22 protein-coding genes and 1 pseudogene are annotated in these 26,632 nt (G+C 64.0%); 12 read left to right on the top strand and 11 right to left on the bottom strand.

Annotated features, from left to right (window positions below):
- Positions 1-7: 7 nt before the first annotated feature.
- Both AAIH46_RS17585 and AAIH46_RS17580 read right to left on the bottom strand, forming a co-directional pair.
- Positions 8-2,080: a GumC family protein gene (locus tag AAIH46_RS17585; protein ID WP_430307302.1), complete on the bottom strand. Its 2,073-nt coding sequence runs from the start codon at positions 2,078-2,080 to the stop codon at positions 8-10.
- A gap of 177 nt (positions 2,081-2,257) precedes the next feature.
- The gene (locus AAIH46_RS17580) at positions 2,258-4,129 is read right to left on the bottom strand and encodes a serine aminopeptidase domain-containing protein (protein ID WP_430307301.1); all 1,872 of its coding nucleotides are present in this window, start codon (positions 4,127-4,129) and stop codon (positions 2,258-2,260) included.
- A 351-nt stretch (positions 4,130-4,480) separates the two neighbouring features.
- Here AAIH46_RS17580 and AAIH46_RS17575 point away from each other — a divergent pair, with 351 nt between their 5' ends.
- The 3 genes from AAIH46_RS17575 to AAIH46_RS17565 all read left to right on the top strand — a co-directional run bounded on the left by AAIH46_RS17575 (position 4,481) and on the right by AAIH46_RS17565 (position 8,613).
- The gene (locus tag AAIH46_RS17575) at positions 4,481-5,647 is read left to right on the top strand and encodes an AGE family epimerase/isomerase (protein ID WP_430307300.1); all 1,167 of its coding nucleotides are present in this window, start codon (positions 4,481-4,483) and stop codon (positions 5,645-5,647) included.
- A 91-nt stretch (positions 5,648-5,738) separates the two neighbouring features.
- Entirely contained in the window at positions 5,739-7,160 is a 1,422-nt protein-coding gene (locus tag AAIH46_RS17570; RefSeq protein WP_430307299.1) for a phosphomannomutase, read from the top strand.
- A 28-nt stretch (positions 7,161-7,188) separates the two neighbouring features.
- Positions 7,189-8,613 (top strand): mannose-1-phosphate guanylyltransferase/mannose-6-phosphate isomerase, encoded by a 1,425-nt coding sequence (locus AAIH46_RS17565; RefSeq protein ID WP_430307298.1) that lies wholly within the window; start codon positions 7,189-7,191, stop codon positions 8,611-8,613.
- Positions 8,614-8,688: 75 nt separating this feature from the next.
- Here the strand turns inward: AAIH46_RS17565 and rfbA are convergent, their stop codons facing one another.
- The 4 genes from rfbA to rfbC are packed head-to-tail and all read right to left on the bottom strand — an operon-like array spanning position 8,689 to position 12,117.
- Positions 8,689-9,561, bottom strand: coding sequence for a glucose-1-phosphate thymidylyltransferase RfbA (gene rfbA, locus AAIH46_RS17560; RefSeq protein WP_430307297.1), 873 nt, complete (start codon positions 9,559-9,561; stop codon positions 8,689-8,691).
- Positions 9,562-9,571: 10 nt separating this feature from the next.
- Positions 9,572-10,486 (bottom strand): dTDP-4-dehydrorhamnose reductase, encoded by a 915-nt coding sequence (rfbD, locus tag AAIH46_RS17555; protein ID WP_430307296.1) that lies wholly within the window; start codon positions 10,484-10,486, stop codon positions 9,572-9,574.
- Positions 10,483-11,544, bottom strand: coding sequence for a dTDP-glucose 4,6-dehydratase (gene rfbB, locus AAIH46_RS17550; RefSeq protein WP_430307295.1), 1,062 nt, complete (start codon positions 11,542-11,544; stop codon positions 10,483-10,485). Before rfbB ends, rfbD begins: the two co-directional genes overlap by 4 nt.
- A gap of 9 nt (positions 11,545-11,553) precedes the next feature.
- Entirely contained in the window at positions 11,554-12,117 is a 564-nt protein-coding gene (rfbC, locus tag AAIH46_RS17545; RefSeq protein ID WP_430307358.1) for a dTDP-4-dehydrorhamnose 3,5-epimerase, read from the bottom strand.
- Positions 12,118-12,839: 722 nt separating this feature from the next.
- On the opposite strand from rfbC, the gene kdpF reads away from it, so the two are divergent.
- The 8 genes and pseudogenes from kdpF to AAIH46_RS17505 all read left to right on the top strand — a co-directional run bounded on the left by kdpF (position 12,840) and on the right by AAIH46_RS17505 (position 22,182).
- Positions 12,840-12,962 carry a K(+)-transporting ATPase subunit F gene (gene kdpF, locus AAIH46_RS17540; RefSeq protein WP_430307294.1) on the top strand — a complete coding sequence of 41 codons (123 nt, stop codon included), beginning with the start codon at positions 12,840-12,842 and terminating at the stop codon, positions 12,960-12,962.
- Between the two features lie 18 nt (positions 12,963-12,980).
- Positions 12,981-14,690, top strand: a complete 1,710-nt coding sequence (gene kdpA / locus AAIH46_RS17535) for a potassium-transporting ATPase subunit KdpA (RefSeq protein WP_430307293.1) — start codon at positions 12,981-12,983, stop codon at positions 14,688-14,690.
- Positions 14,691-14,704: 14 nt separating this feature from the next.
- Complete coding sequence (kdpB, locus tag AAIH46_RS17530) at positions 14,705-16,741, top strand: potassium-transporting ATPase subunit KdpB (RefSeq protein WP_430307292.1); 2,037 nt, start codon at positions 14,705-14,707, stop codon at positions 16,739-16,741.
- A 2-nt stretch (positions 16,742-16,743) separates the two neighbouring features.
- Positions 16,744-17,307 (top strand): potassium-transporting ATPase subunit KdpC, encoded by a 564-nt coding sequence (gene kdpC, locus AAIH46_RS17525; RefSeq protein ID WP_430307291.1) that lies wholly within the window; start codon positions 16,744-16,746, stop codon positions 17,305-17,307.
- A gap of 59 nt (positions 17,308-17,366) precedes the next feature.
- A complete protein-coding gene (locus tag AAIH46_RS17520) occupies positions 17,367-20,060 on the top strand; it encodes an ATP-binding protein (protein WP_430307290.1) in 2,694 nt (897 codons plus the stop codon).
- Entirely contained in the window at positions 20,057-20,749 is a 693-nt protein-coding gene (locus AAIH46_RS17515; RefSeq protein WP_430307357.1) for a response regulator, read from the top strand. The genes AAIH46_RS17520 and AAIH46_RS17515 overlap by 4 nt, the downstream gene beginning before the upstream one ends.
- Before the next feature lie 38 nt (positions 20,750-20,787).
- Positions 20,788-21,309 (top strand): annotated as a pseudogene (locus tag AAIH46_RS17510) (PAS domain S-box protein); the annotation flags it as partial.
- 72 nt (positions 21,310-21,381) lie between these two features.
- On the top strand, positions 21,382-22,182 hold the full coding sequence (locus AAIH46_RS17505; protein ID WP_430307356.1) for a GGDEF domain-containing protein: 801 nt from the start codon (positions 21,382-21,384) through the stop codon (positions 22,180-22,182).
- 46 nt (positions 22,183-22,228) lie between these two features.
- Here the strand turns inward: AAIH46_RS17505 and AAIH46_RS17500 are convergent, their stop codons facing one another.
- Positions 22,229-22,399: a hypothetical protein gene (locus AAIH46_RS17500; protein WP_430307289.1), complete on the bottom strand. Its 171-nt coding sequence runs from the start codon at positions 22,397-22,399 to the stop codon at positions 22,229-22,231.
- Positions 22,400-22,459: 60 nt separating this feature from the next.
- Complete coding sequence (locus tag AAIH46_RS17495; RefSeq protein ID WP_430307288.1) at positions 22,460-22,855, bottom strand: DUF1236 domain-containing protein; 396 nt, start codon at positions 22,853-22,855, stop codon at positions 22,460-22,462.
- A gap of 261 nt (positions 22,856-23,116) precedes the next feature.
- On the opposite strand from AAIH46_RS17495, the gene AAIH46_RS17490 reads away from it, so the two are divergent.
- Positions 23,117-23,728, top strand: coding sequence for a flavodoxin family protein (locus AAIH46_RS17490; RefSeq protein WP_430307287.1), 612 nt, complete (start codon positions 23,117-23,119; stop codon positions 23,726-23,728).
- Between the two features lie 4 nt (positions 23,729-23,732).
- Here AAIH46_RS17490 and AAIH46_RS17485 read toward each other — a convergent pair whose 3' ends face one another.
- Genes AAIH46_RS17485 through AAIH46_RS17475 form a run of 3 tightly spaced genes read right to left on the bottom strand, consistent with a single transcriptional unit; the run spans position 23,733 to position 26,577 of the window.
- Positions 23,733-24,479 carry an ABC transporter permease gene (locus AAIH46_RS17485; RefSeq protein ID WP_430307286.1) on the bottom strand — a complete coding sequence of 249 codons (747 nt, stop codon included), beginning with the start codon at positions 24,477-24,479 and terminating at the stop codon, positions 23,733-23,735.
- The gene (locus AAIH46_RS17480; protein ID WP_430307285.1) at positions 24,476-25,414 is read right to left on the bottom strand and encodes an ABC transporter ATP-binding protein; all 939 of its coding nucleotides are present in this window, start codon (positions 25,412-25,414) and stop codon (positions 24,476-24,478) included. Before AAIH46_RS17480 ends, AAIH46_RS17485 begins: the two co-directional genes overlap by 4 nt.
- A complete protein-coding gene (locus tag AAIH46_RS17475) occupies positions 25,411-26,577 on the bottom strand; it encodes an ABC transporter permease (RefSeq protein WP_430307284.1) in 1,167 nt (388 codons plus the stop codon). The genes AAIH46_RS17480 and AAIH46_RS17475 overlap by 4 nt, the downstream gene beginning before the upstream one ends.
- Between the last annotated feature and the right edge of the window lie 55 nt (positions 26,578-26,632).

Raw genomic sequence — 26,632 nt, 5'->3', positions numbered from 1 at the left:
GGCCGCATCACGACCTGATCGAGCCGTCGACCAGCAGGATACCGGTCAGCCTGTGGCCCATCAGGTCGGCTGCCTGCGCCAGGGCTTCGGCGTCTTTCAGGCTCGTCACATTCTTTTCCGCGACGAGCACTACGGCATCGACACTGGCGACGAGCGGCGCCGTCTTCAGGTTTTCAGACAGGATGCCGCCATCGATCACCACCAGATCGAACATCCGGTGTGCCTGGCTCAGCATCTTGTGGGCATTGGCGCGGCTGTCGCTCTCCTTCAGCATCTTGCGGGCACCACCGCGGCGCATGTAGGCGATGTTCTGGCCGAAGTGGAAATGGATGGCATCTGTCATCGCGCAGTCGCCGGCAAGTACGTCGAGCAGGCCGCGGTCGGCGCGGCCGTCCTGGTCCATGTTGGCGTCGATGACGAGCACACGCTCTCCACGGCTGGTGGCGTGGATGCCGAGCAGTCCGACGAGCCGCAGCCGCTCGGCCGTATCCCTTGCGCCGGAGGTTAGCAAAAGGCTCGGCGGGGTGCCGGCCGCCGAGGACGGTAAACTGCCACCGTCGAACAAGCGACGCAGCGCAAGCCCGATCGAACCTTCGAGTCTGGGGCTGATCGTTTCCTCTTCATCCCCAGCACCGCTACTGGCGCGTCGCCGCAGACTGTAGAAGCGACGGCGCCGCCTCCGGCCTTCGCCGGGGATGATGCCGATGACCGGCGCACCAAGTGCCGACTGGAGCTGCGACGGCGACAGCACGGTCGGCGAGACAAATTCCGCCATCAGAGCGAGGCCGGCGCCAAGGCCGAGACCGCCGAACATGGCGCCCGCCAGCAGCAACGGCACCGGCGGCCAGCTCTTCTTCTGGGCCGGCAGCGCCTCGGTAATGATGCGGGCATTGGTGTTGTTGATTGTCACCTGCTCGCGGGTTTCCTGTGCCCGGGTGAGGAAGGATTCGTAGATCGAACGGACGGAATCGAGATCCCGTTGCAGTTCGCTCAGGCGCACGGAGGCCTGCGACTTCGACGTCAGCTCGCCCTCGAGATCGCCAACCTTGCTCGACAGATCCTTCTCGTTGGCAAGTGCGCGCTGATAATCTGCAGACACCGACGCCGAGATGCGATCGAGCTCCCGGGAGATCAGTCGCTGGATGTTAGCGAGCTGCGACTGGACTGCGATCATCGACGGATGGGACGCACCGAGCTGCGTTCGCAGGCTCGTCGCCCGCTCCTCGAGCGCCGCCTCCTGGCTGCGCAGCTGGGTGATGACGGAGGATTGGATGGCCTCCGACGTGGCGCCGGAGGAGAGCCCCGTATCGCGCTGCGAGCGGATCTGGTCCACCTGCGCCCGAAGCAGTGCGCTACGGGCACGGGCCGCCGTCAGCTGATTGTTGAGGTCGGTCATCTCCTGCTCGCTCACCAGCCGGCCGGAAGACATGACCAGATTGTTCTGCTGCCTGTACGTCTCGACGGCATTGGCGGACTTCTGCACCTGGTTGCGCAGTTCTTCCAGCCTTGAGACGAGCGCGTCCGATGCCTGTCCCGCCGCCTGCGACCTTGCCGACGCCTGGTCCTGCAGATAGGCGCCGGCGACCGCGTTGGCGAGCCGTGCTGCCTTGCGTGCGTCGGTGGAGGTGACTGTGACGTCGATGACGAGCACCTTGTCGGCCCGCTTGACGGAGAGACGCCGGCGCAGGGCATCGATGGTCTTCACCATGGCCGCCTGCCCGTCCGTTGCCGTATCCCCGGAACCGAGGAGACGGCCAAGCAGGCCCTGGCGATTGAACTCGGGATCCTGCGTCAACTGTGTCGCCTCTACAGCGCGCATCAGCACGCCCGTCGACTGGACGACGCTCACCTGGCTTTCAACCTGCGTGATCCCGCCGTCGGCAGCGACCGAGCTCTGGTAGAGATCGTTGCGGACAACCTGCAGATCGCGCGGATCGATGAGGATTTCGGCGGTCGAGGAAAATTGGGGGGCCGTCAGCATTCCGTACAGGAGAGCGACAAGGGTCAGCATCGCCGCGGTGCCAAGGATCAGCCAGCGGCGATGGAGAAGGATGCTCTTCAGATCGTTCAGCTCGACCATCGAACTCCGGTCCGGCTCTTCCCGGACCAGAGGCGGCCTTACCGCGATGTGAAAGCTGTTTGACATGAGAGACCCTACCACGCGTCGCGTTTGCGGCATCGACACCCAGTATCGACGAGAGTTCTGAATATTTCATTGTGCCGCCCGGCAATCGTGTCGAAGCGGGACACCCTGCCGCTATTGCACTCTCGTCCGGATCCGCAGCGCCATCTCGCGAACGCGTTCCAGATAGACCGCACGTGCTGCTTGCGGGGTCAGGTTGTGGTCGGCATCTGGAATGAACTCGATCGCGACATTGCTGAAGCGGTTCAGCTGGATGCCGTCGTCGCCGAAATGGTACCGCAGGTGGTCCAGCCCGACATCGCCGCAGCTGTAGAGGAGCGAGACCTGGACGCGCCGTTCGCCCAGCGTTTCGAATGCTTCATAGACGGAGGCGCGCTCGGCCGAACGCGTCAGCGACAGGCCGAACCTCGACGACATCTGGTATTCGAGCTTGCCGAAGACCGCCGCGGCGACGTTCCGGGCCGAGTTGCGGATGTCGATCTCACCGCGCAGGATGCGGCCGATCGCTGCGCCGCTTAACATCTTGCGCCAATAGGTATCGATGCTTTGCGGCATCGACCGAAGGTCGTCCTGCAGCGGCTTCGTCTCGTCCCAGTGGAAGGCGTAAGGGTTGACTGCGACCACGCCCTCGATCCGCTTTTCCGCAAGTGCGCTACGGAACGCCAGATAGGCTCCGCTGCAGCGTCCGACGGCAACGGCCGGAAGCAGCGATCGGGCTTCGAGAAAATCGAGGGCTTCCGTGACATCCGCCTGCTGCTCGCGGGAATAGAGGACCTGCAAAGGAGCGCCCGTTGCCGCCGGACTGTCGGCGACATTGGCGCAATCGAAGCGCAGCGAGGCGATGCCGGCGGCCGCCAGGCGCCGCGCCGTCAGCGCCGTCAGCCGCCCCCATCCGGAATGGCGATCGTAGGCAGAGCCGAGAAGGATGACGGTCGCGCCGCGGCGTTCTCCAACCGGCTCGCAGAGCACGCCGCACAGCCGTTCCGCATGGCCGAAGCGCACGGGACGCTCAGAGAAGTCCGGTGCCCGGAGAACCGGCTCGGCAGGCGGATTAAACGCCGAGGCGACGGCCGCCAGAGGCGCCATCGCCGGTGCCTTGTGCCGGTCGACCCACTCCACCAGCGTCGCGATCACCTCCTGTGGAATGCGCGAGGTGGTCGGGCTTGCGATCAGCGCCTCGTAGCCGTCGAAGGTCCGTCGCTCGATATGTCGCGCTTCGGCTTGCAGATGCTCCAATAGCGCATCGCCACCGGTCTGTTCGGGCCGCTCTAGCAGAAGATAGTCGATTGGACGCGCCGGCGCCGAGTCCACGAGCTTCAGCTTTCCGACGGCAGAGGCAATGCCGGCCGGCATGACGAGCCCGGCGATGGCAACGCTCCCGGCAGGAGCGCGATCGACATCCCTCAGTTTCAGGCTGTCGTCGACCACCGTCGACCAGAGTGCCAGTTCCCGCAGATAGGCGCGGCCGTAAACGACGGGCGCCAGCAGGGCGACGCCGTCGAGGTTGTCCATCCTGTGCGACACTTGAAGCGACAAGGCGGCGCCGAGGCTCTGGCCGATCAGGAGCACGCGCTGGTGCCCGAACGATCCCAGCAGACGCGCCGCATCCAGCAGTGCCTCATGCCAGGTACCGATCGCGGTCTCCTCTTCGGCAGGGTCCAGAGCGTCGCCCGTGCCGGGATAGTCAAAGCGCAGGCTTGCCACACCGTGAAGCGCAAAGCGATCGGCGAGGATGCGGAAGAACTTTCGCGTCGACAGCTCCTCCAGCCCCCATGGCGCCGCAAACAGCACGGCGGTCGCCGATGGCGCGATGATACCGGCGGGCGGGGTGTAGAGGCCGACGGTACCGCCGAAGACGACGGGCTTTGCCGCCGACGGCTGGAAATCTGCCGCCGTGGCTGCATCCAGGCGTCCGGATGGGCCGAGAGGCCGGGCCGAAACCATCCCATCCTGTTGGTGCGGGTTGCGCCGAGAAGCAAACGTCATGTCGTTCCAGAACCTATCCCTGTTCGCCGAATTCTCACCCGAGGAAGAGCCGAGTCCTGCCGGTGGCGATACTGCAGGCCTCAGGCTAGCCGACAATCGTTAGGCGCACCTTTCGCAGACTCTTAAAATGCAGGGGACACGTGGTTTTGGGACAGGCTTGACTGCAGCATCGATGGTGAACCGAGCCCGGAAGATGATCCTCGATCGGCCATCGAACAGGCGATGACGCTCGAATAAAGCCGCAGAATAGATGCCGGCGCTTGACAGCAGCGGGCGAATTTGATGGCTACCTGCCAACGTTCAAATCGCCGCGATGGAAGTATCTCCGTCGCCGCCCGCAATGAGTGCGACATGCAGGACCAACTGGCCGAACATTCGACTTTCTACACCAGATGGCTTCACGAGGAGGCGTTGCCTCTCTGGCGACACTTCGGCTTCTCCGGTCTTGTGGGTGGCTTCTGCGAAACCATGGATCTCGACGGACAGCCTACGTCTTCTCCTCGACGGGCGCGCGTCCATCCTCGCCAGGTCTACTGCTTCGCCGAGGCCGGCTGCCGGGGCTGGAGTGGTGACTGGCAGACCGCGTCTCGGGAAGGCTTGAATCATTTCGATCGAACCTACCTTCTGCCAGACGGCTTCTACGGCGCGCTTGCGACGGCGAGTGGTGAACTGATCGATCCGAGCTTCGACCTCTACAACCAGGCTTTCGCCATTCTGGCATTTGCCTACACGGCGAAAGCCAATCCCGACACCACGGCGCTGATGGCGGATCGCGCGTCGCGGATGCTACAGGCGCTCAAGGTTAGTTATTCGCACCGGGAACTTGGCTTCGAGGAGGCAAATCCGCAGCGCCTGCCCCTCTGCTCAAATCCGCACATGCATCTTTTCGAGGCAAGCCTCGCCTGCGAAGTGCAGCCCGGCTTCGATAGCGCTGCATGGGCGGCGCTGTCCGACGAGATCGCATCTCTTTGCCTCGATCGGTTCATCGATGGCACGAATGGTGGGCTGCGGGAATTCTTCGACGCCGACTGGATGCCTTTCGGCGGGCCGAAGGGCCGGATCATGGAGCCCGGTCACCAGTTCGAATGGGCCTGGCTTCTTACTCGGTGGGCAGAGCGGCGCGGCCGGCCGGATGCATTTGCGAAGGCTCGCCGCCTCTTCGAGATCGGCGAGACCTACGGGATCTGTAACGAACGCAAGGTTGCCGTGATGGCTCTGAACGACGACTTCAGCGTCGCCGACCCGATCGCGAGGCTTTGGCCCCAGACCGAATGGATCAAAAGCGCCGTGCGACTGGCGCTGATATCCGAGGGCGAGCAGCGGGAGCGCTACCTCGCCTCGGCGGTGCGCGCTTGCCGGGCTTTCGACCAATTCCTCGCGGTTCCGATGAGCGGGCTATGGCGCGACAAGATGCGGGAAGATGGATCATTCATCGAGGAAGCCGCGCCCGCCAGTTCATTCTACCATATTCTCTGTGCGATCTACGAATTGGACGATTGCGTTCGGGCGCTCTCTTGACCTCGGCCGGCCTCTGTCGCTTTAAGGGGCGGCTCACTAACGCTAGCGACGTCGCCAGCCTCGACCCTGCGGAATCAATAAGGATAGCGTCATGAAATTCGGCACCAGCGGACTTCGCGGCCTCGTCACCGACCTGCAGGGACACGCGTCGGCACTCTACGCAACCGCTTTCGGCCGCTATCTTCTCGATGCGGGCCTGGCGAAGCCGGGTGACCGAGTGTTCGTTGCCGGTGACTACCGACCCTCGACGCCCGACATCGCGGCGACCTGCATGGGAGCCCTTGCACGAACGGGCCTGGTGGCAGTTGATTGCGGGGCCATCCCGACGCCGGCGCTTGCCTGTTACGCAATGGCTCGCGGCGCCGCCAGCCTGATGGTGACGGGATCGCACATCCCGGCCGACCGCAACGGCATAAAGTTCTATCGGCCGGACGGCGAGATCGACAAGACCGACGAACAGCGGATCAACCAGATCGCTGCGGAACTGAGCGATGCGATCAGGGACCTCACACCGGGAGGCGGTTCGGACGAATCATCCGCGGCCATGGAGAGCTTCCTCGCCCGTTACCGTACGATGCTGGGCAAGGATGGTCTCTCTGGCCTGAGGATCGGCGTCTATCAGCACAGCAGCGTGGCGCGCGACGGCCTGGTCGACATCCTCGCAGGCTTCGGAGCGGACGTTATTGCGCTCGGGCGCTCCGAAACGTTCATCCCGGTGGATACCGAGGCCGTCTCGGCCGATACCATCCAGTTGCTCGCCGGCTGGAGCGCCGAGCACCGGCTGGACGCCATCGTCTCGGCAGACGGCGACGGTGACCGGCCGCTCGTCGCAGACGAGAACGGCGCGCCGCTGCGGGGCGACCTGCTCGGCCTGATCGCGGCGAAGTTTCTCGGCGCCTCGGTGGTCGTGACCCCGGTGACATCCAATTCCGGCATCGAAGCTTCCGGCGCCTTTGAGGTCATCCGCACGAAGGTTGGATCGCCGTTCGTCATCGATGGAATGAACATGGCGACTGCCGCCGGGAAGTCGGCGATCATGGGTTTCGAGGCCAATGGCGGCGTTTTGACCGCCTCGTCGTTTCAATCGGGCGCGACGAACCTCGGCGCGCTGCCGACCCGCGACAGCTTCCTGCCGATCCTCGCCTGTCTGGCGCTGGCAAAATCCGAGGCGCGACCGCTCTCCGCCATCGCCTCCGCGTTCAACCTGCCTTTCGCTTCTGCAGACCGGCTGGAGAATTTCCCCGTCGACACGAGCGCAGCGTTCATGACGTTCCTGCGCGGCGGCGCGGACAATCTGGGCAGCTTCCTCCGTCCGTTGGGAGAGGTCCTGTCGACCAGCGACATCGACGGGTTGCGCGTCACGCTGTCGGGCGGACGGACCATTCATTTCCGCCCCTCGGGCAATGCTCCGGAGATGCGCTGTTATGTGGAAGCGGCCGACGAGACCTCATCCGCCGCCCTTCTTAGTCAGGGCTTGACGATGATCCAGCAGTGGGCCGCAAACCGGCATTGATGACACCTTTTCTTTCTTGGAGACGCTCGTGAGCCAGAAAATCATCCCCGTCATCATGGCCGGTGGCAAGGGAACGCGCCTGTGGCCTCTGTCACGTTCCAGCGCGCCCAAGCAGTTCATCAAGGTGGTGGACGACAAGACGCTGTTCCAGGAAACGCTCGAACGCGTTGCCGACCCGGCCCTCTACGAGGCGGCGGTGGTCATCACCAACCAGGACTTCCGCTTCCTCGTCGCCGAACAGGCCCGGGAAGTCGGTGCAGCACTCTCAGGCATCCTCCTGGAGCCGGTAGCGCGCAATACCGCGGCCGCCATCGCAGCGGCTGCGTTCTTCCTCAGCGACCGCTTCGGCGAGGACGCGGTTCTGCAACTTCTTGCCTCCGACCACGAAATCGACGCCGGCGAGGAATACCGGCGCTCGATCCGGATCGCCCGCGAAACGGCCCTGACCGGCAAGATCGTCACTTTCGGCATCACGCCGACGGAGCCGGCCACCGGCTACGGATACATCGAGGGCGGCGAAACGCTCACCTCGGGCGCCCGGGCGGTAAAGCGCTTCATTGAAAAGCCGCCGCTTGCGAAGGCTGAGGAAATGCTCCGCGACGGCGGCTTCTACTGGAATTCCGGCATCTTCATGTGCCGCTGCGACCTGCTGCTGAGCGAAATGCTGGAATTCGCATCGGAAGTTCATGCCGCGGCCAAGGGTGCTGTGGAACATGCCACCCTCGATCTCGATTTCGCGCGCCTCGATCTCGACTGCTTCGGCAAGAGCCCCGACATCTCCATCGACTACGCGATCATGGAGAAGACGGAGAAGGCAGCGGTCGTGCCGTCCACCTTCCCGTGGTCCGATCTCGGCAGCTGGGACGCGGTCTGGAAAGTCGGCGAGCAGGACGATGCCGGCAATGTCGTCATCGGCAATGCCACAGTCATCAACTCCTCCAATTCCCTGGTCCTGTCGAGGTCCGTGCACCTGGCGGTCCAAGGCTTGAGCGACGTCGCTGTCATCGCCAGCGAGGACGCGGTCTATGTCGGCCGGCTGGAAGACAGCCAGGAGGTTGGCAAGCTGGTCAAGCGTCTCGCCGCCGATCCATCGACGGCAGATTTGACGGAAACTCATCCTACCTCCTACCGCCCATGGGGTGGGTACACCTCGCTCCTCTCTGGCGACCGGTTCCAGGTGAAGCGTCTCTTCGTGCTGCCGGGCAAGAAGCTCTCGCTGCAGCGCCACTATCACCGCTCGGAACACTGGGTCTGCGTCAGGGGCGTGGCGGAAGTAACGATCGGCGATACGGTGACTTTCCTGCGCGAGAACGAGTCGCTCTACATCCCGCAGGGCGAGATCCACCGGCTGTTCAATCCCGGCAAGATCCTGCTCGAGATGGTGGAGGTCCAGACGGGCTCCTACCTGGCGGAAGACGATATCGTTCGCGTGGCCGACGAGTTCGGCCGATAAGTCTCGGCGGGGAGGACGCGAGCCCGACCTCGTAGGTCGGGCTGTGCATGTGCAAAGGCCCGCGCCCGCTGATTGTCAGCCGCGCCCAAGGACCTTGTTCAGCAGGTAGGATCCATAGGCGCTCTTCCCATATGCCTTACCCAGGTTTTCCAGTTGCTGGGCGTCGATAAAGCCCTCTCTATAGGCGATCTCTTCAGGGCAGGAAATCTTGAAGCCCTGCCGGCGCTCAAGCGTCGCCACGAATTCCGATGCATCCAGGAGGCTGTCCGGCGTGCCGGTATCCAGCCAGGCGTAGCCGCGCCCCATCTGTTCGACCGAAAGCTTGCCGCGTTCCAGATAGATCCTGTTGACGTCGGTGATTTCCAGCTCGCCACGCGCCGACGGTGTGAGGCCGGCGGCGATCTCGATGACGTCGCTGTCGTAGAAATAAAGCCCGGTGACAGCCCAGTTCGATTTGGGGTTGGCGGGCTTTTCCTCGATCGAGACCGCCTTCATCGTTTCGTCGAAGTCGACGACGCCATATCGCGACGGATCACTGACATGATAGGCGAACACGGTTGCACCACTCTCGCGGCGCATGGCGCTCCGGAAGAGGTCGTTGATGCCGTGACCATAGAAGATGTTGTCGCCGAGGATGAGGCAGGAGGGGCTGGAGCCGACGAAGTCAGCGCCGATGACATAGGCTTGGGCCAGCCCATCCGGCGACGGCTGCTCGGCGTAGGAGAGGGAAATTCCCCACTTCGATCCGTCTCCCAGCAGCGCTTGGAAGTTGGGCAGGTCGGCGGGCGTCGAGATGATCAGGATGTCGCGGATGCCTGCCAGCATCAGCGTCGACAAGGGATAGTAGATCATCGGCTTGTCGTAGATCGGCATCAGTTGCTTCGACGTCACCAGCGTCATCGGATGCAGGCGCGTGCCGCTGCCCCCGGCCAGGATGATCCCCTTCATGCGCTCCCCCTCAACTCGCTGACGAATTGCCTTGATCCCGCAGCAGCCGTTCGACCACCTCCGCGGTCGATTGCCGCCAGTCCGGCAGGCGGATGCCGTGCGCGCTCTGCAGCCGGCTGCAGTCGAGCCTGGAATTCGCGGGCCGGCGGGCCGGCGTCGGATAGGCGCTCGACGGGATCCGGTCGACTTTTGCCGACGGACCGCCGGACGCTGCCGAGACCCTGAATATCTCCTCGGCGAAATCGGCCCAGCTTGCCTCGCCGGCGCCCGCCATATGGAAGACGCCCCGCAGGGACGCATCGTTGCTTTCCAGAAGATTGGCGGCGACGGCCAGCACACAGTCGGCGATATCCAGCGCAGACGTGGGATTGCCGACCTGATCGGCGACCACGTTGAGCCTGTCTCGCGTGGCTGCGACCCCGATCATGGTCTTGACGAAATTGCGCCCGAACGGGCTGTAGACCCAGGCGGTGCGCAGGATCACGACGTTGTCCGAGCTTGCCAGGATACGACGTTCGCCTTCCAACTTGGTGCGCCCGTAGACGCCAAGCGGCGCGACCGGGTCGGACTCGAGGTAAGGCGCCTGCTTGCTGCCATCGAACACGTAGTCTGTCGACAGGTGAATGAGCGGAATGCCACGCGCCGATGCTATGCTGGCAAGAGCAGCCGGACCATCGGCATTGACGGCCATGGCCTGCGCCTCCTCGGTTTCCGCCTGATCGACCGCCGTGTAGGCGGCGGCCGACACGATGAGATCGGGCTCGACGCGTGAAATGACCGCCTCAAGCCTATCCGGCTGCGCGAGATCCAGCATCGGACGACCGGACGCGATGATTTCGATGTATGCGTCGACTTTGCCACGTTCGACCAGCGACTGAACCACCTGTCCCTTGCTGCCGGTGACCAGATAGCGTCTGCGGCTCATGGCGTCGCTCCAGCCAGCGTCAGGCCGAGACGTTCGCCCGCGTAGCCTTTTCGCAGGGGCGCCCACCACCATTCGTTATCGAGGTACCAGCGCACGGTTTTCTCGATGCCCGCATCGAAGTCGTGGCTCGCCTTCCAGCCAAGCTCGGTCTCCAGCTTGGTGGCGTCGATTGCATAGCGCGCATCGTGTCCCGGACGGTCGGTGACGTAGCGGATCAGGCTCTCGTGCGGACGGTTCACCGGACGCAGGTGGTCCATCAGCCCGCAGATGCTCCGTACCACGTCGATGTTGCGCCGTTCGTTGCGCCCGCCGACATTGTAGGTCTCGCCGATGCGGCCCCGCTCGGCAATGATATCGAGCGCACGGGCATGATCCTCGACGTAGAGCCAGTCGCGGATGTTGTCGCCGCTCCCGTAGACGGGCAGCGGGTTGCCATGCAGGGCGTTGACGATCACCAGAGGAATGAGCTTTTCAGGAAAATGATACGGACCGTAGTTGTTCGAGCAGTTCGAAACGACCACTGGCATGCCATAGGTGCGCGCCCATGCCTTGGCGAGATGGTCGGAAGCAGCCTTTGATGCCGAATAGGGTGAGCTTGGATCGTAGGGTGTCGTCTCGCTGAACAGGCCGTGGTCGTCCAGCGAGCCATAGACCTCGTCGGTCGAGACATGCAGGAAGCGGAAAGCGTCCCTCGCCGCGCCGCTGAGCGTCTGCCAGTAGGCACGCGCGCATTCCAGCATGGTAAAAGTGCCGATGACGTTCGTCTCGACGAACTCCCTCGCGCCCGTGATTGACCGATCGACATGGCTTTCCGCTGCCAGATGCATCACACGGTCGGGCCGGAAGTTTTCGAACGCCTCGCTCACTGACCGCCCGTCGCAGATGTCCGCCTGAAGGAAGCGGTAGCCGCTATTGCCATCGATAGCCTTCAGCGACGATAGCGTTCCGGCATAGGTTAGCTTGTCGATGTTGAGAACTTCATAGCGCTTGTCGAGCACCAGATGGCGGACGACGGCAGATCCGATGAAGCCGGCGCCGCCGGTCACAAGTACGCGCATGGCCCCTCCTCATTCTCCGTAGGTGAACAAGACCGGCAGATCGGCAAGCTGCGGCTGATGCTTGTCCTTCTCCGACAGGATTGCTGACCGGGCCTCCACCGGCCAGTCGATGCCGATCGCCGGGTCGTCCCATGACAGCCCGCGATCATGTTCGAAGCTGTAATAGTCCGTCACCTTGTAGCTGACGATCGTGTCGGGCATCAGGGTGCAGAACCCGTGCGCGAAGCCGGGCGGCAGCCATAGCTGGTGCCCATTGGCACCCGTCAGTTCCGTCGCGACATGCTGCCCGTAAGTCGGCGATCCGTGACGAATGTCGACAGCGACATCCAGAAGCGCGCCCGCAACGCAGGAAACCAGTTTGCCCTGCGCCTTCGGCGGCATTTGAAAATGCAGTCCCCGGACGGTTCCGACTTCGGCTGAGAGAGATTGATTGTCTTGCACGAAGTGGAAGGGGCCGGCCTCGAGCTGAAACAGGTTCTCGCGAAACGTTTCCATGAAATAGCCACGGCCGTCGCCGAGCTTCTTCGGCCTGACCAGCAAGATCTCTGCTATCTTCAACCTGTCGATCTGCATGGTCATCCCGGGGTCAGCAAAGTGGAGGCGCACTGGAACAGGTGCGGTTCGTCGTGCTGGACTTTAACACGCGGAACGTAGATTGGCCGGGGTTTCCCATAGTGCAACGCGGCTATCTGTCGACATGGTAAACTAGCGAGATCTCCCGCCCTCCGGGCGATGACGCTCGGCGCGCTGCCCAGCAGCATCAAACTGATGCAGATTATAGATCGCCATCGGAGGCGAGGAATCTTGCGCAATCCTGATTGATGATCGCATAAATTATGATCATCTGCATATTAATTGACCCTGACGCTCTTGCAGTCACTTGGCATCTGTGGAACACTCCAGATCGCGAGAAGCAGATGGATTTATCTTCTGCTATTTGAACCCGGCCCTTGTGGTCGGGTTCTTTTTTCCCCGAACGGGCGCATTCAATGTTGCCGGGACACGATCTCCAGTAATCCTCACTAAACTTGCCGCTGATCTGTCTATACGCAAAGCACCGCGAGGGATGTCTGGTCTTCCAAGCCTGACAATTCCTCGCCCGCGACCCAGGCGCGGTTCGCGCACACGGTGTGCCAAGCTCCCTTTATCTTTTCCTTACATCCCGGTGCTGCCTTCAGCATCGAAACCTGACCTGCTTCAGGCCTACTTCTCCGCCATCACAACTGGAGAAATGATGATGCCCGACTTCATCTTCCTGGCGATTGGCTGCGGCACGCTTGTCGTGCTGGCCGCCTATGCCCGCGCCCTCGACCGGCTCTGAGGCGATCGGCATGTTCGAACCGCTTCTCGGCCTCGCCGTTGCCGTCGCACTCGGCGGCTATCTCGTCTTCACCCTCATCCGCCCAGAACGCTTCTGAGCCCCGGGAGAATTTCCAATGACCATCATCGGGTGGCTGCAGATCAGCCTCCTTTTCGTCGCGGTGCTCCTCGTCGTGAAGCCTCTCGGGCTTTACATGGCGCGGGTGTTCGGTGGCGAACGCACCTTCCTGTCGCCGCTGCTCGCTCCCGTCGAGCGCGGCCTTTACCGCGCATCGGGCATCGATCCCGCCAGGGAGCAGAGCTGGCTTGGCTACACGATGGCAATGCTGGCCTTTTCGCTGGTCGGCGTCGCCTCGCTCTATGCCATCCTGCGCCTCCAGGCATTTCTGCCGCTCAACCCGCAAGGGTTCGCGGCAGTCCCCGCGGATCTTGCCTTCAACACCGCCGTCTCGTTCGTCACCAACACCAACTGGCAGAATTATGCCGGCGAGGCGACGATGAGCCACTTCAGCCAGATGGCCGGCCTGACGGTGCATAACTTCCTGTCTGCGGCCACCGGCATGGCGCTCGCTGTCGCCTTCACCCGCGCGCTTGCCCGCTCGAAAGTCTCGACGCTCGGCAATTTCTGGGTCGACATGACGCGTGCGACGCTGTTCGTGCTGCTGCCGCTGGCGGTGGTGGTGACGATCGCCTTCGTCGCCATGGGCCTGCCGCAGACGCTTGACGCTTCGGTTACAGCAACGACGCTCGAAGGCGCCCAACAGGTCATCTCGCTTGGCCCCGTTGCCTCGCAGGAAGCCATCAAGCAGCTCGGCACCAATGGCGGCGGCTTCTTCAACGTCAACGCCGCCCACCCGTTCGAAAACCCGACGGCCTGGTCAAACTATCTCAACATGTTTGCCATGCTGTCGGTCTCGGCAGCGATGGTCTACACCTTCGGCCAGATGGTCGGCAACCGCCGCCAGGGCTGGGCTCTGCTTGCGGCAATGAGCCTGCTGCTGGTGGGTGGGGTCGCGGTAACCTACTGGGCCGAAGCCGGCGGCAACACGATCCTGACAGCCATTGGCGTCGATCCTGCCATGGGCAATATGGAAGGCAAGGAAGTCCGCTTCGGCCAGGCGATGACCGCACTCTATGCGGCTGTCACCACCGGCCTTTCGGATGGCGGTGTCAACGGCATGCACGGCTCGTTCACCGGCATCGGCGGACTTGCACCGATGTTCCTGATCCAGCTCGGCGAGGTTCTGCCGGGTGGCGTTGGCTCCGGCCTCTACGGAATGCTGGTCTTCAGTCTTCTGGCAGTGTTCGTCGCCGGTCTGATGGTCGGCCGCACGCCGGAATTCCTCGGCAAGAAGATCGAGGGCCGCGAGATGAAGTTCGCCATGCTGGCGGTGCTCATCCTGCCGCTGGTGATCCTCGGCTTCACCGCCGTCTCCGCCCTGCTGCCCGTCGCGGTGGCAAGCGTCGGAACCGCCGGGCCGCACGGACTGTCGGAAATCCTCTACGCCTACACCTCGGCTGCCGGCAACAACGGCTCGGCCTTCGGCGGGCTCACCGGCAACACCCTCTGGTACAACACGACGCTCGGCATCGCGATGCTGCTCGGCCGCTTCGGCTACGTCGTTCCGGTGATGGCGATTGCCGGCTCGCTGGCCGCCAAGATCAAGGTACCGAACTCTTCGGGGACCTTCCCCACCGACGGACCGCTCTTCGTCGGGCTGCTGATCGGCATCATCCTCATTCTCGGTGGCCTGCAGTTCTTCCCGGCGCTCGCCCTTGGCCCGATCGTCGAGCACCTTGCCATGCTCGCCGGCCAGACCTTCTGAAGGAATACGCAATCATGTCCAAGGACCATCAGGCCCAAAGCCTGCTCGACCCCTCGATCCTGCTGCCGGCGGCACGTGATGCCGTGCTGAAGCTCGACCCGCGCCAGTTGCTGCGCAACCCGGTCATCTTCGTCACCGAGGCGGTGGCGGCGGTGGTTTCCATCCTTTTCCTGCGCGACCTTGCCGTCAATCCGGCAGAAGCAGCGTTCTCCGGCCAGATCGCTGCCTGGCTGTGGTTCACGGTGCTGTTCGCCACCTTCGCCGAAGCCGTCGCCGAAGGGCGCGGCCGAGCGCAGGCCGACAGCCTCAAGAAGACGAAGTCCGAACTCGTCGCGCGACGGCAAATTGCCGGCGGCAGGATTGAGACCGTTCCCGCCAGCAGCCTCAAGATCGGCGACATCGTGCTGGTCGCCGCCGGCGAACTCATTCCCGGCGACGGCGAAGTCGTGGAGGGTGTCGCCTCCGTGAACGAGAGCGCCATCACCGGCGAATCTGCTCCTGTCATCCGCGAATCCGGCGGCGACCGCTCTGCGGTGACCGGCGGGACGCAAGTACTGTCCGATGAAATCCGGGTGAAGATCACCGTGGCGCCGGGGTCGAGCTTCGTCGACCGGATGATCGCTCTGATCGAAGGCGCCCAGCGACAGAAGACACCCAACGAGATCGCTCTGTCGATCCTGCTGTCGGGTCTGACGCTGATCTTCCTGTTCGTCTGCGTGGCAATCTGGGGACTGGCCGGCTACTCCGGCACGATCCTGTCGGTCACGGTTCTGGCCGCGCTGCTGGTGACGCTGATCCCGACGACGATCGGCGGCCTGCTGTCGGCGATCGGCATTGCCGGCATGGACCGGCTGGTGCGCTTCAACGTCATTGCCACCTCCGGCCGTGCCGTCGAGGCCGCCGGCGACGTCGACACGCTGCTGCTCGACAAGACCGGCACGATCACCTTCGGCAACCGCATGGCAAGCGACTTCATCCCAGCTCCAGGTGCCTCGGCAGCGGAACTCGCCGAAGCGGCTCTGCTGGCAAGCCTTGCCGACGAGACGCCCGAGGGCCGGTCGGTGGTCGCCCTTGCCACGGGTGAGTTTTCGCTCCCCATGCCGGATGCGCGCTATGACGCAGTCATCGCATTCACCGCCGAGACCCGCCTGTCGGGCATCGACAAGGACGGTCGTCGCCTGCGCAAGGGTGCCGTCGATGCGGTGCTGAGATTTGCGGGCATGACCGAGCAGGATGCGCCGCAGGAGTTTCGCCGCGCCGTCGACATGGTTGCCCGCAGCGGCGGCACGCCGCTGGCCGTTGCCGATGGCGACCGCCTGCTCGGCGTCATCCACCTCAAGGATGTGGTGAAGCCCGGCATCAAGGAGCGTTTTGCCGAACTGCGCGCCATGGGGATCCGCACCGTCATGGTCACCGGCGATAATCCGGTGACGGCGGCGGCGATCGCCTCGGAAGCCGGCGTCGATGATTTCCTCGCCCAGGCGACACCGGAGGACAAGCTCGCCTATATCCGCCGCGAGCAGCAGGGTGGGCGGTTGATCGCCATGTGCGGCGACGGCACGAACGACGCTCCTGCGCTCGCCCAGGCCGATGTCGGCGTTGCGATGCAGACCGGCACGCAAGCGGCCCGCGAAGCCGCCAACATGGTGGACCTCGATTCCAGCCCGACAAAGCTGATCGAGATCGTCGAGATCGGCAAGCAGTTGCTGATGACGCGCGGATCGCTGACGACCTTCTCGATCGCCAACGACGTCGCCAAATACTTCGCTATCATCCCGGCGCTGTTCGTCGCGACCTACCCGGCACTGGCCGCCCTCAACGTCATGCAGCTTGCCTCGCCTCAATCGGCAATCCTGTCGGCGGTCATCTTCAACGCGCTGATCATCGTCGCCCTCATTCCGCTGGCGCTACGCGGCGTCTCCTACCGTCCGTCCGGCGCCGCAGCCCTGCTTCGCCGCAACCTCCTCGTCTATGGCCTCGGAGGTCTCCTTCTGCCGTTCGCCGGCATCAAGGTGATCGATCTGGCCGTCAGCGCCCTCCATTTGGTGTGATCATGCTCAACCAACTCAGACCTGCCCTCGTCCTCACCGCCGCCATGACAATCGTCACAGGCCTCGCCTACCCGTTTGCCATGACCGGCATCGCCGGAACGCTGATGCCTGCCCAGGCAAGCGGCAGCCTGGTCGAGAAGGACGGGACGGTCATCGGCTCCAGCCTCATCGGCCAGAGCTTCGCCTCCGACCGCTACTTCTGGCCGCGCCCGTCGGCCACCGGTCCCGACCCCTACAGCGCCAATGCCTCTTCCGGCTCCAACCTCGGCACGACTTCAGCCAAGCTGCGCGACCGCGTCGCAGCCGACGTCGCCAAGTTGAAGACCGCCGGGTCCCCCGCTGCCGTCCCGGGCGACGCCGTCACAACATCGGGCTCGGGCCTCGACCCGCATATCTCCCCCGACTACGCCCGGATGCAGGTTGCGCGGGTGGCCGGCGCCCGCAGCCTGGCACCCGCGGCGGTCGAGGAGCTTCTGGCTCGTCAAACGCAGGGGCGTGATCTCGGCTTCGTCGGCGAACCACGTGTTAACGTGCTGCAGCTCAATATGGCGCTCGACAGTCTTTAGACTTGAGCGGGCCGCGGCGGTAAGACTGAGCCTGAACGCAGCCAGATGTGAGGACGGGAATGGCGCAGGACGATCGCGCGGATCATCGCAGGCCTGACCCCGATGCGCTGCTTGCCCTGGCGGATCAGGGCCGCCGGGGAAAGCTTACGGTGTTTCTCGGCGCCGCCCCCGGCGTCGGCAAGACCTATGCGATGCTGTCGCGCGCCAGGCGGCTGAAGGCCGACGGCATCGATGTCGTCGTCGGCCTTGTCGAAACGCACGGCCGCAGCGAGACCGCCGGGCTGCTCGACGGCCTGGAGGTTCTGCCGCGCATGCGCGTCGCCCATCGCGGCCGGATGATGGACGAGTTCGACCTTGATGCGGCGCTCTCGCGCAAGCCGCATATCCTGATCGTCGACGAACTTGCCCACTCGAACCCGGACGGCAACCGGCATCCGAAACGGCACCAGGATATCGAGGAACTGATCGACGCCGGGATCAACGTCTGGACGGCGCTCAATATCCAGCACCTCGAAAGCCTGGCGGACCTCGTCGCGCAAATCACTGGCGTCACGGTGCGCGAGCGGGTTCCGGATATCGTGCTGAAGCGCGCCGACGAGGTTCTGCTGGTCGACCTTCCACCGACCGAACTGATCGAACGGCTGAAGGAGGGCAAGGTCTACCTGCCCGAGAGCGCGAGCCGGGCAGCCGATCGGTTTTTCCGGCTCGGCAACCTGACGGCCCTGCGCGAACTGGCGTTGCGCCGCACGGCGGACCGCGTCGACGACCAGATGGTCGACTACCTGCGGCAGAACGCCATCGAAGGACCGTGGGCGACCGGCGAGCGGCTGATCGTCTGCGTCGGGCCCGATGAGGTTTCGGAAAAGGTGGTGCGCGTCGCAAGCCGCCTCGCATCCGGCCTCAACGCCCCCTGGATCGTCGTCTGTGTCGAGCGGGCCGACCGCGAGGCGGAAAGCCGAGGCAGCCTCCAGCGCATCGACGAGATCTTCCGTCTGGCCGAACAGCTGGGTGCCGAGACACGGCGGATCATCGGCACCGACTTCGTCGAGGAAATCCTCCGGCTGGCGCGCCGGGAGCATGCCACACAGATCGTCATCGGCGCCAAGCGTCGGCGCAAGTGGGCGCGTCTCCTGTCGCCGTCGCTTCCGGAAGAGATCACCCGTCGCGCCGGCGGACTGGGCATTCACCTGGTGACACCGGACCGGCGGGAAAAGCCGATCCGAAAGTCCCCGCACCCGCGCCTCGCAATCTCTGACCTCTGGAGACCGGCTGCCATCGCCATCGCCCTGGTGGCGACGACCACGTTCGTCGGCACGACGATCGACAGGTTCGTCCATCTGCCCAACATCTCGCTGCTGTTTTTGCTGGCAGTTCTCGGGTCGGCGATGCTGTCCGGCTACATCTCGGCGCTTGTCGCCGTCGTCCTCTCGGCGATGTGCTACAACTTCTTCTTCATCGCACCATTCCACACCTTCACCATCGCCGCCCCGCACGAGGTGTTTGCGCTGTTCGTGTTCTTCGCGGTCGCGGTGATTGCCGGCGGCTTTGCGTCGCGCATCCGCGAACAGGCAGATGCTGCCCGCCTTCGGGCGACGGCGCTGCAGTCGCTGCACGATTTTTCCCGCAAGTTGTCGGGCACGGACAAGCCGGAGCAAGCGATCTGGGCCGCCGTTTCGCAACTGCAGGCAAGCCTGAGGCGCAATGTCGTGATGCTCCTGCCGGAACGTGACGACCTGCGGATAGCTGCTGCCTGGCCGCCCGATACGGAACTCGACATTGCCGACGTGACGGCCGCACGCTGGGCGTTCGACAAGCAGGAACCGGCCGGGCGCGGCACGGGCACGCTTCCCAACAGCCGCTTCGAATTCCGTCCGCTCGCCGGCCCGCATGGCTCGCTTGCGGTCTGCGGCATAGAGCAGACGGAGGCTCGGCTCGACATCACGGCGGAACGCGCCCTGTCGGCCATCCTCGACCAGACGACCATCGCCATCGACCGCGCGCTGCTTGCCGAGAAGAACCTCGCACAGGCGGCACGGATCGAAGGCGAGCGCTACCGCGAGGCGCTGCTGTCGTCGATCTCGCACGATCTCAAGACGCCGCTCGCGACAATCACCGGCGCTGTCACCAGTCTGCGGGAACTCGGCGAACGAATGACCGCGGAAAGCCGCGACGACCTGCTCCAGTCGATCGAGGAGGAAGGCGGCAGGCTCAGCCGCTTCGTCGCCAACCTGCTAGACATGACGCGCATCGAAGCCGGCACGCTGAAGCCGAAGCGCGACTGGCTGGATGTTGCCGACGTCGTGCAGTCGGCGGTCGAGCGGGCGAGGAAGTATTCTCCGGGGCACGTCATCCAGACAGGACTGGCGAGCGGCCTGCCGCTGATCGAGGGCGACAGCGTGCTGCTGGGCCAGGTGCTGTTCAATCTCCTCGATAACGCCGTCAAATACGGCGGCAGCGAGCCCGTGAATATCTATGCTCGGCTGGAAAACGGCGCCGTCGTCATCTCCGTCACCGACCTCGGCCGCGGCATTCCGGCGGATGATCTCGACCGGGTCTTCGAAAAGTTCTATCGAAGAGGCCGATCCGACGGACGCGCGCCGGGGACCGGCCTCGGGCTGTCGATCGCGCGCGGCTTCGTCGAGGCCATGGGAGGCCGCATTCATGCCGAGAGCCCCGCTGTCCGCAAGAAAGGAACCCGCATCGTGATGCGTTTCCCCGTCGAGACGACGAAAGTCGGCGGAGAGGTCGCCTGATGCTGGGTCGCATACTGGTCGTCGACGACGAACCGCAGATCCAGCGTTTCCTGAAGCCGGCGCTGGCGGCTGCCGGCTATGAGGTGGTGGAGGCGGCAACCGGTGCCGAGGCCATCAAGGCAGTCGCGACATCAGCACCGGATCTCGTCATTCTCGATCTCGGCCTGCCCGACATGGACGGCAAGGATGTCATCGCCAGCCTGCGCGGCTGGTCCGACATCCCGATCGTCATCCTCTCGGCGCGCGACCGCGAAAGCGAGAAGATCGCAGCCCTCGATCTTGGTGCCGACGACTACGTGGAGAAACCGTTCGGCATCGGCGAATTGACCGCCCGGGTCCGCACTGCCCTGCGCCACCGCGGCAAGACCGAGGCACTGCCGGCAATGATCACCAGCGACGGGCTGGTGATCGACACGCTGCGTCGCCTGGTCTCACGCGGCGAGGAGCGTATCCGCCTGACGCCGAAGGAATACGATCTGCTGACCCTGCTGGCACGTCATGCCGGGAGGGTCGTGACCCACAAGACGCTGCTCACCTCCGTCTGGGGACCTGCGCACGGCGACGACCTGCATTACCTTCGGGTATTCATCGGCCAGTTGCGGCAGAAGATCGAACGCGACCCGACGAACCCGGCAATCGTGCGCACCGAGCCCGGCGTCGGCTACCGGCTGAACGCCGATCAGGAATAGCATCAAACCTATCGACAAGCATCTTCTAAAGTTCCATTATGCGACCTCGATCGAGAGATGAAGACAGGCCGGAACCCAGGGGAGCACCCGACCGTTTTGTTCTAACCTCGTCATCGGGACGACCCGTCGTGTCGAGCGCAGGAACCAGAGCTGAACGGATGAACACGAGCTTTCGAGAAACAATTTCGCTGGAGGAGCGTCTGGCGCTCTTCGACTATGCCTTCGACAACGCCCCGATCGGCATCGCGATCGTCGATACGCAGGGCCGGATCCTGCGCGGCAACGCGAGCTTCAGCCGCATGGTCGGGCTGTCGGAGAACGAGGTCTATCTGAAGCCTTTCCGTGACTTCACGCATCCGGATGACGTCGACGCCGATCTGACGCTCTTTTCCGAGGTGATGGACGGTCTTCGAGACGGCTACACGATGGAGAAGCGCTACATCCGGCCGGATGGTGAGATCGTTCACGCGCGACTCAACGTCGTCGCGATGCGCGACAAGGCCGGCAAGGTCACCCGCTTCCTGTCGCAGATCGAAGATGTCAGCGAACAGAAACGAGTCGAACTGGAACTTGTCGAGCGGGCGGCGCAGTTGGAGCTGGCAATCACCGCGCTTCGCGGCGGCTTCTGGCACATGGATCTCGCAACGCACGTGTTCGAAACGTCGCACCGGCTGTCGCAGTTCATCACCGGTGTCGACGCCAAAAGCCTCGATCTCGATCAATATCTTGAAAGGGTGCTGCCCGAGGACATACTGGCCACCGATCTTACGCCGCTTATCTCCGGTGAGGTCGATCACTCGGTCGTCGAATATCGGCTGATCACCGAGAGCGGCGAGCGGTGGATGCGCTGCGACCGCCGTCTGCTGCGTGACAGCGCCGGAAAGCCGCTGCGCGTCGTCGGAGTGGCGATCGACATGACCGAGGAACGCCGTCGCCTCGAAAGCATGCAGCAGAACGCCGAGACCGATGCCTTGACCGGGCTTCTCAACCGCCGCGGCCTGCGCAGTTCCTACCAGCAGATGCAGTCGATCGATGGATTCGGCCTTCTGGTCGTCGACCTTGATGGCTTCAAGCAGATCAACGACCGGCATGGTCATCCGGCAGGCGATGCCGTGCTTGTCGAGGTCGCCCGCCGATTGTCCAGCCTCGTCCGCAACGGCGACGCCGTCTGCCGCACCGGCGGCGACGAATTCATCCTGATCATCCCGGGATCGGCAACGGTGATCGAAGAAATCGCCGCCCGTGTTGTCGAGGGCGTTCGCCCGCCGATCGCCATCGGCACCGCCGAGGTCAGCGTCAACGTGTCAGTCGGCGGAACTTGGAGCCCGGACAAGACGGGTGATGTCGAGGGACTGATCGGGCTTGCCGACAAGCAGCTCTACGCCGCCAAGGCAGCGGGCAAGGACACCTGGCGCATCACCGGTGCCGAATGAATGAGCTTTAACAAGGCTGGCCCTGCTGCAAGCGGGCGCGGCAAAATCAGCCGGCGCGATCGGCATTCGCCGCCGATGTCACGTAAACGCGCGAGTGGGAGTTGGCTCCCGGATCCTGCACCAGATACAGCGCGACCGCGACGCCGGCCATGATCACCATCAGGGTTGTGAGAAGAAACCCGTAGCCGTCGCTTTTGCGATCCTGATCGGCATACATCTCCCGAGCCTCCTTTAAGAACGGATAGGACGCAGGGAGCCTGCGTCCTATCCGACAGCGTCAGTTGATGACCTGAACAACCTTGCGCGACGAAGGTTCGACGATGACGCGCTGATCGTTGACGACTGCGTAGCCATAGCTCGGGTTTTCCGGAACCGGCGTCACCACGACGGCGGTCGGCAGCGGCTGGCCGACGGAGACGCGTTCCTGAACGATCACGCGTTCGGTCGGCATCGGCGCTTCGCGAACATAGGTAACGACCTGCTGCGGCGGCGGGTCGATGGCAGTCCCGGCGACGGCGCCGATTACGCCACCCACGGCAGCACCAACCGGTCCGCCGACGATAGCGCCGGTTACCGCGCCGCCCGCGGCGCCATTGACGGTCGACTGCTGAGCCTGGGCAGCACCGGCGACAAGCGCACAAGCGCCTGCAAGAATGATGAGATGCTTTTTCACGGTACAAATCCTTTCTTGGTTCGACGCTGTCACGTCGTGCGTGATGAACGGCAAAAGCCAAAAAGCGTTCCCGCAAAACCGCGCATTTTGCTCCCGACTCGACCTTTGTTCGCATGATCGATCGTGGACGCAACCCATTTCGCGCGAGGGTCCCGAAGTGTGGTTCGAACCGGCGCGAAGGCTAGCAAAGTCCCGCCGCAACTGCCGGAACAACAGCATTCGGTGCTGGTTACGAGCCAGAACAGCAGAAGGAGCCCGATCATGTCATTGAAGGCCATCGCCTTTAACGCGACGCTCAAAAGCACTGGAAACACGCCGTCCTCGACCGACCGCATGCTGTCACTGATTGCTGCGGAAATGGCAAAGGAGGGCGTGCTGACGGAGACGATCCGATTGGCAGACCACGACATCAAGCCCGGGGTCAGTTCCGACGAAGGTCCGGGCGATGCATGGCCGCAGTTGCGGCAGAAGCTGCTCGACGCCGACATCCTGATCTTCGGGACGCCGATCTGGCTCGGCCAGCCTTCCAGTATCGCCAAGCGGGCGCTGGAGCGGATGGATGCCTTCCTGTCGGAACTCGACGATCAGGACCGGATGGTCAGCTATGGACGGGTCGCAGCCGTCGCCGTCGTCGGGAACGAAGACGGTGCCCATCACGTCTCGGCGCAGCTTTACCAGGCGTTGAACGACGTCGGCTTCACGCTGGCGCCGAATGCCATTGCCTACTGGGTCGGGCAGGCGATGGAGAGCACCAACTTCGTCGATCTCCCAGAGGTGCCGGATGCTGTCAGCAGTACGGTGAAGATGCTGGCGCGAAATACCGTGCACCTGGCAAGGCTGCTCAGGGACAATCCGCTCCCCAGCCTCAAGTGATCGCTCAACGGCGATCGTCGCGCTGGCGCCAGAGCAGCCGCTCGACCATCATCAGCCCGGTGGAGACGAGCAGCGCAAGCGCCGCAACGAGGATCCCGCCCTGCAGGATGAAGGCGTAGTTATAGGTCTGCAGGCCGGCAATGATGACTTCGCCGAGCGTCTTGGCGGCGACCGTCGATCCAATGGTGGCGGTCGCCACACCGATCACCGCCGACAGCCGCACGCCGGCAGCAATCAACGGCGCGGCAAGCGGCAGCTCCACCTGCACCAGCCGTTGCCAGCCTGTCATTCCCGAGCCACGGGCGGCTTCAATCACGGCACGCGGCGGATGGCTGAGCGCCGTCAGCGCGTTTTCGAACACCGGCAGCAAACCGTAAAGAATGAGGGCGATCAGCGTCGGTTTCTCGCCGAAGCCGAACACCGGAACGGCGATCGCCAACACTGCCACCGGCGGAAAGGTCTGTCCGATCGACACGATGCTGCGCGACAGCGGCAAGAACTCGGCGCCGAACGGGCGGGTCACCAGCAGCGCCATCGATACCGCGACAAGCGTGGCGACAAGCGTCGCGACAAGAACCGTCCCGAGATGTGCCACCGTCAGCCACAGGAGACTGTCCTGATTGTAGATCGCCGGGGCGTTGGGAGGAGCAAGCGGCGCCAGCACCGGCTCAAAGCTGTTCGGCGACAGCAGGAAGGCGATCAGCAGGACCGCGACGACGCCGCGCAGCAGCCTTGGAACCCACTGCCTCATCGCTCCGCCGCCGCATGCTGCAGGAGGCTTTTCAACGTGACGCGGCCAAGCGGTGCGCCCTCCTCCGAGACCACCGGCAACGCATCGCGTCGCGACCAGATGAGCTCGGCAAGCGCATCCTGCTGGGTGCTTCCGGCGCCGATTGCCGCGCCTTCGGCTTCACCGGCCTCCACCACATCCGCGACCTTGCTGATTGCCAGCAGGCGGAACGGCCGCTGGCCGTCTCCGACCATCGTGCCGACGAAATCACTCGCCGGATGGCGGACCAGATCGACAGGCTTGGCGTACTGGATCAGCCGACCCTGATCCATGACGGCGATCATGTCGGCAAGGCGAAACGCCTCGTCCATGTCGTGCGTCACCAGCACGATCGTCGTTTTCAGATGCTTCTGGATGGCAACGAGATCGTCCTGCGCCTTGGCTCGGATCACCGGATCGAGCGCCCCGAAGGGCTCGTCCATCAAGAGCACGTTCGGCTCGGCCGCAAGCGCCCGAGCGACCCCGACCCGCTGCTGCTGGCCCCCGGAAAGTTCGTGCGGGTAGCGCCCGGCGAACACACCCGGCTCGAGCTGGAAGAGCGTCAGCAGTTCCTCGACCTTGTCCTTGATCCGGGAGGTGCCCCAGCCGAGCAGCCGCGGCACGGTCGCGATGTTCTCCGCCACCGTGCGGTGCGGAAACAGGCCGTGTCCCTGGATCGCATAGCCTATCCGACGGCGCAGCACGTATCCCGGGATAGAGCGATTGTCTTCGCCGTCGAGCCTGATCGAGCCGGCGCTCGGCTCCACCAGCCGGTTGATCATCCGCAGCAGCGTCGTCTTGCCGGAACCGGATGTCCCGACCACGGCGGCGATGCTCCGCGGCGCGATGGTCATCGAGACGTCGTCGACGGCCGGCAGCGCCCCGTAAAGCTTCGAAACCGCATCAATCTCGATCATGCTCGGACGCCCTGTTCTGGAATGCGCGAGACCGTGTCAACGATGGCATTCATGATGGTCGCTGCAGCGAAGGCAAGTGCGACGGTTGGCAGTGCGCCGAGCAGAACGAGGTCAACCGCCATCTGACCCAGCCCCTGGAAGACGAATACGCCGAAACCGCCACCGCCGATCAGTGCGGCGATGGTGGCCATGCCGGTATTCTGCACGAGAACGATCCGGACGGCGGTGAGGATCACCGGCAGCGCCAGCGGGATCTCCACCTGCAGGAGCAGTTCCGACCGGCTTAATCCGATGCCTCGCGCTGCGTCACGCGTTTCGGCGGGAATGCCGGCGAGACCCGCCACCGTGTTGGCGACGACCGGCAGCAGCGAATAGAGGAACAGCGCGAAGAAGGCCGGCGCCGCGCCGATGCCGGCGACTCCGATCGCCGACGCGCCGGGAATGTTGGCGGCGATCCAGGCGAAGGGTGCGATCAGCAAGCCGAAGAGCGCCATGGAGGGGATTGTCTGGATGACGTTGAGGAGATCCAGTATGCCCTTTCGCAGCGGCGGCACGCGGTGACAGAGAAGACCGACAGGAAAGCCGACGACAGCTGCCGCAACCAGAGAGCCGATCGCCAGGGACACGTGGCGCATTGCTTCGCCCCAGAAGCTGTCGGCGCGCGAGGCGTATTCCTTCATCACCGACAATCCGTCGAGGTCGCCGCTCAGTTTCAGACCTGCGAACGCGGCAACCGCCAGCCCGAGAAGAACAATCCGCAGCAGCGGAGACGGACGCAGTCTCGCAAGCGCGTCGATCGTCATCAGCGAGAAGGCAAACAGCAGGAGCCAGAATCCGGATGCGGGTGAGACGCGCGCATAGGGATTTCCAGCAGCCGCGAGAAAATCCGCCGCCTGACCGATGGCCATGAAGAGCGTCAGCAGTGCCGCGAGCCCCGCAGCCAGTTTGAGCCATGCCGCGGCGCGAAGAAAAGCGATCAGCGCGGCAGCGGCAAGCAGCACCGACACGAGAACCAGCGCCTGCGCAGGCAGCGCTTCGGAAAGCGCCCGCGCCTGCCCCTGGACGATCCGGTTCGGCTTCAGCGTCGCGAACGGCGCCCAAGCCATGCCGTAGATCACCAGCAGGGTGAGAAACGCACCAAGCTTGTCCGGTCTCAGCCTCAACCCGCCCTTCCCCCTGCGGTTTCAGGGTCCAGGCCGGCGCCTACGATAGGAAGCC

Origin of the sequence: Rhizobium sp. 0TCS1.26 (assembly GCF_050455525.1) — a bacterium.
GTDB lineage: Bacteria > Pseudomonadota > Alphaproteobacteria > Rhizobiales > Rhizobiaceae > Neorhizobium.
The sequence above is the reverse complement of the archived record's forward strand: the minus strand, read 5'-3'. Positions and strand labels throughout refer to the sequence as shown.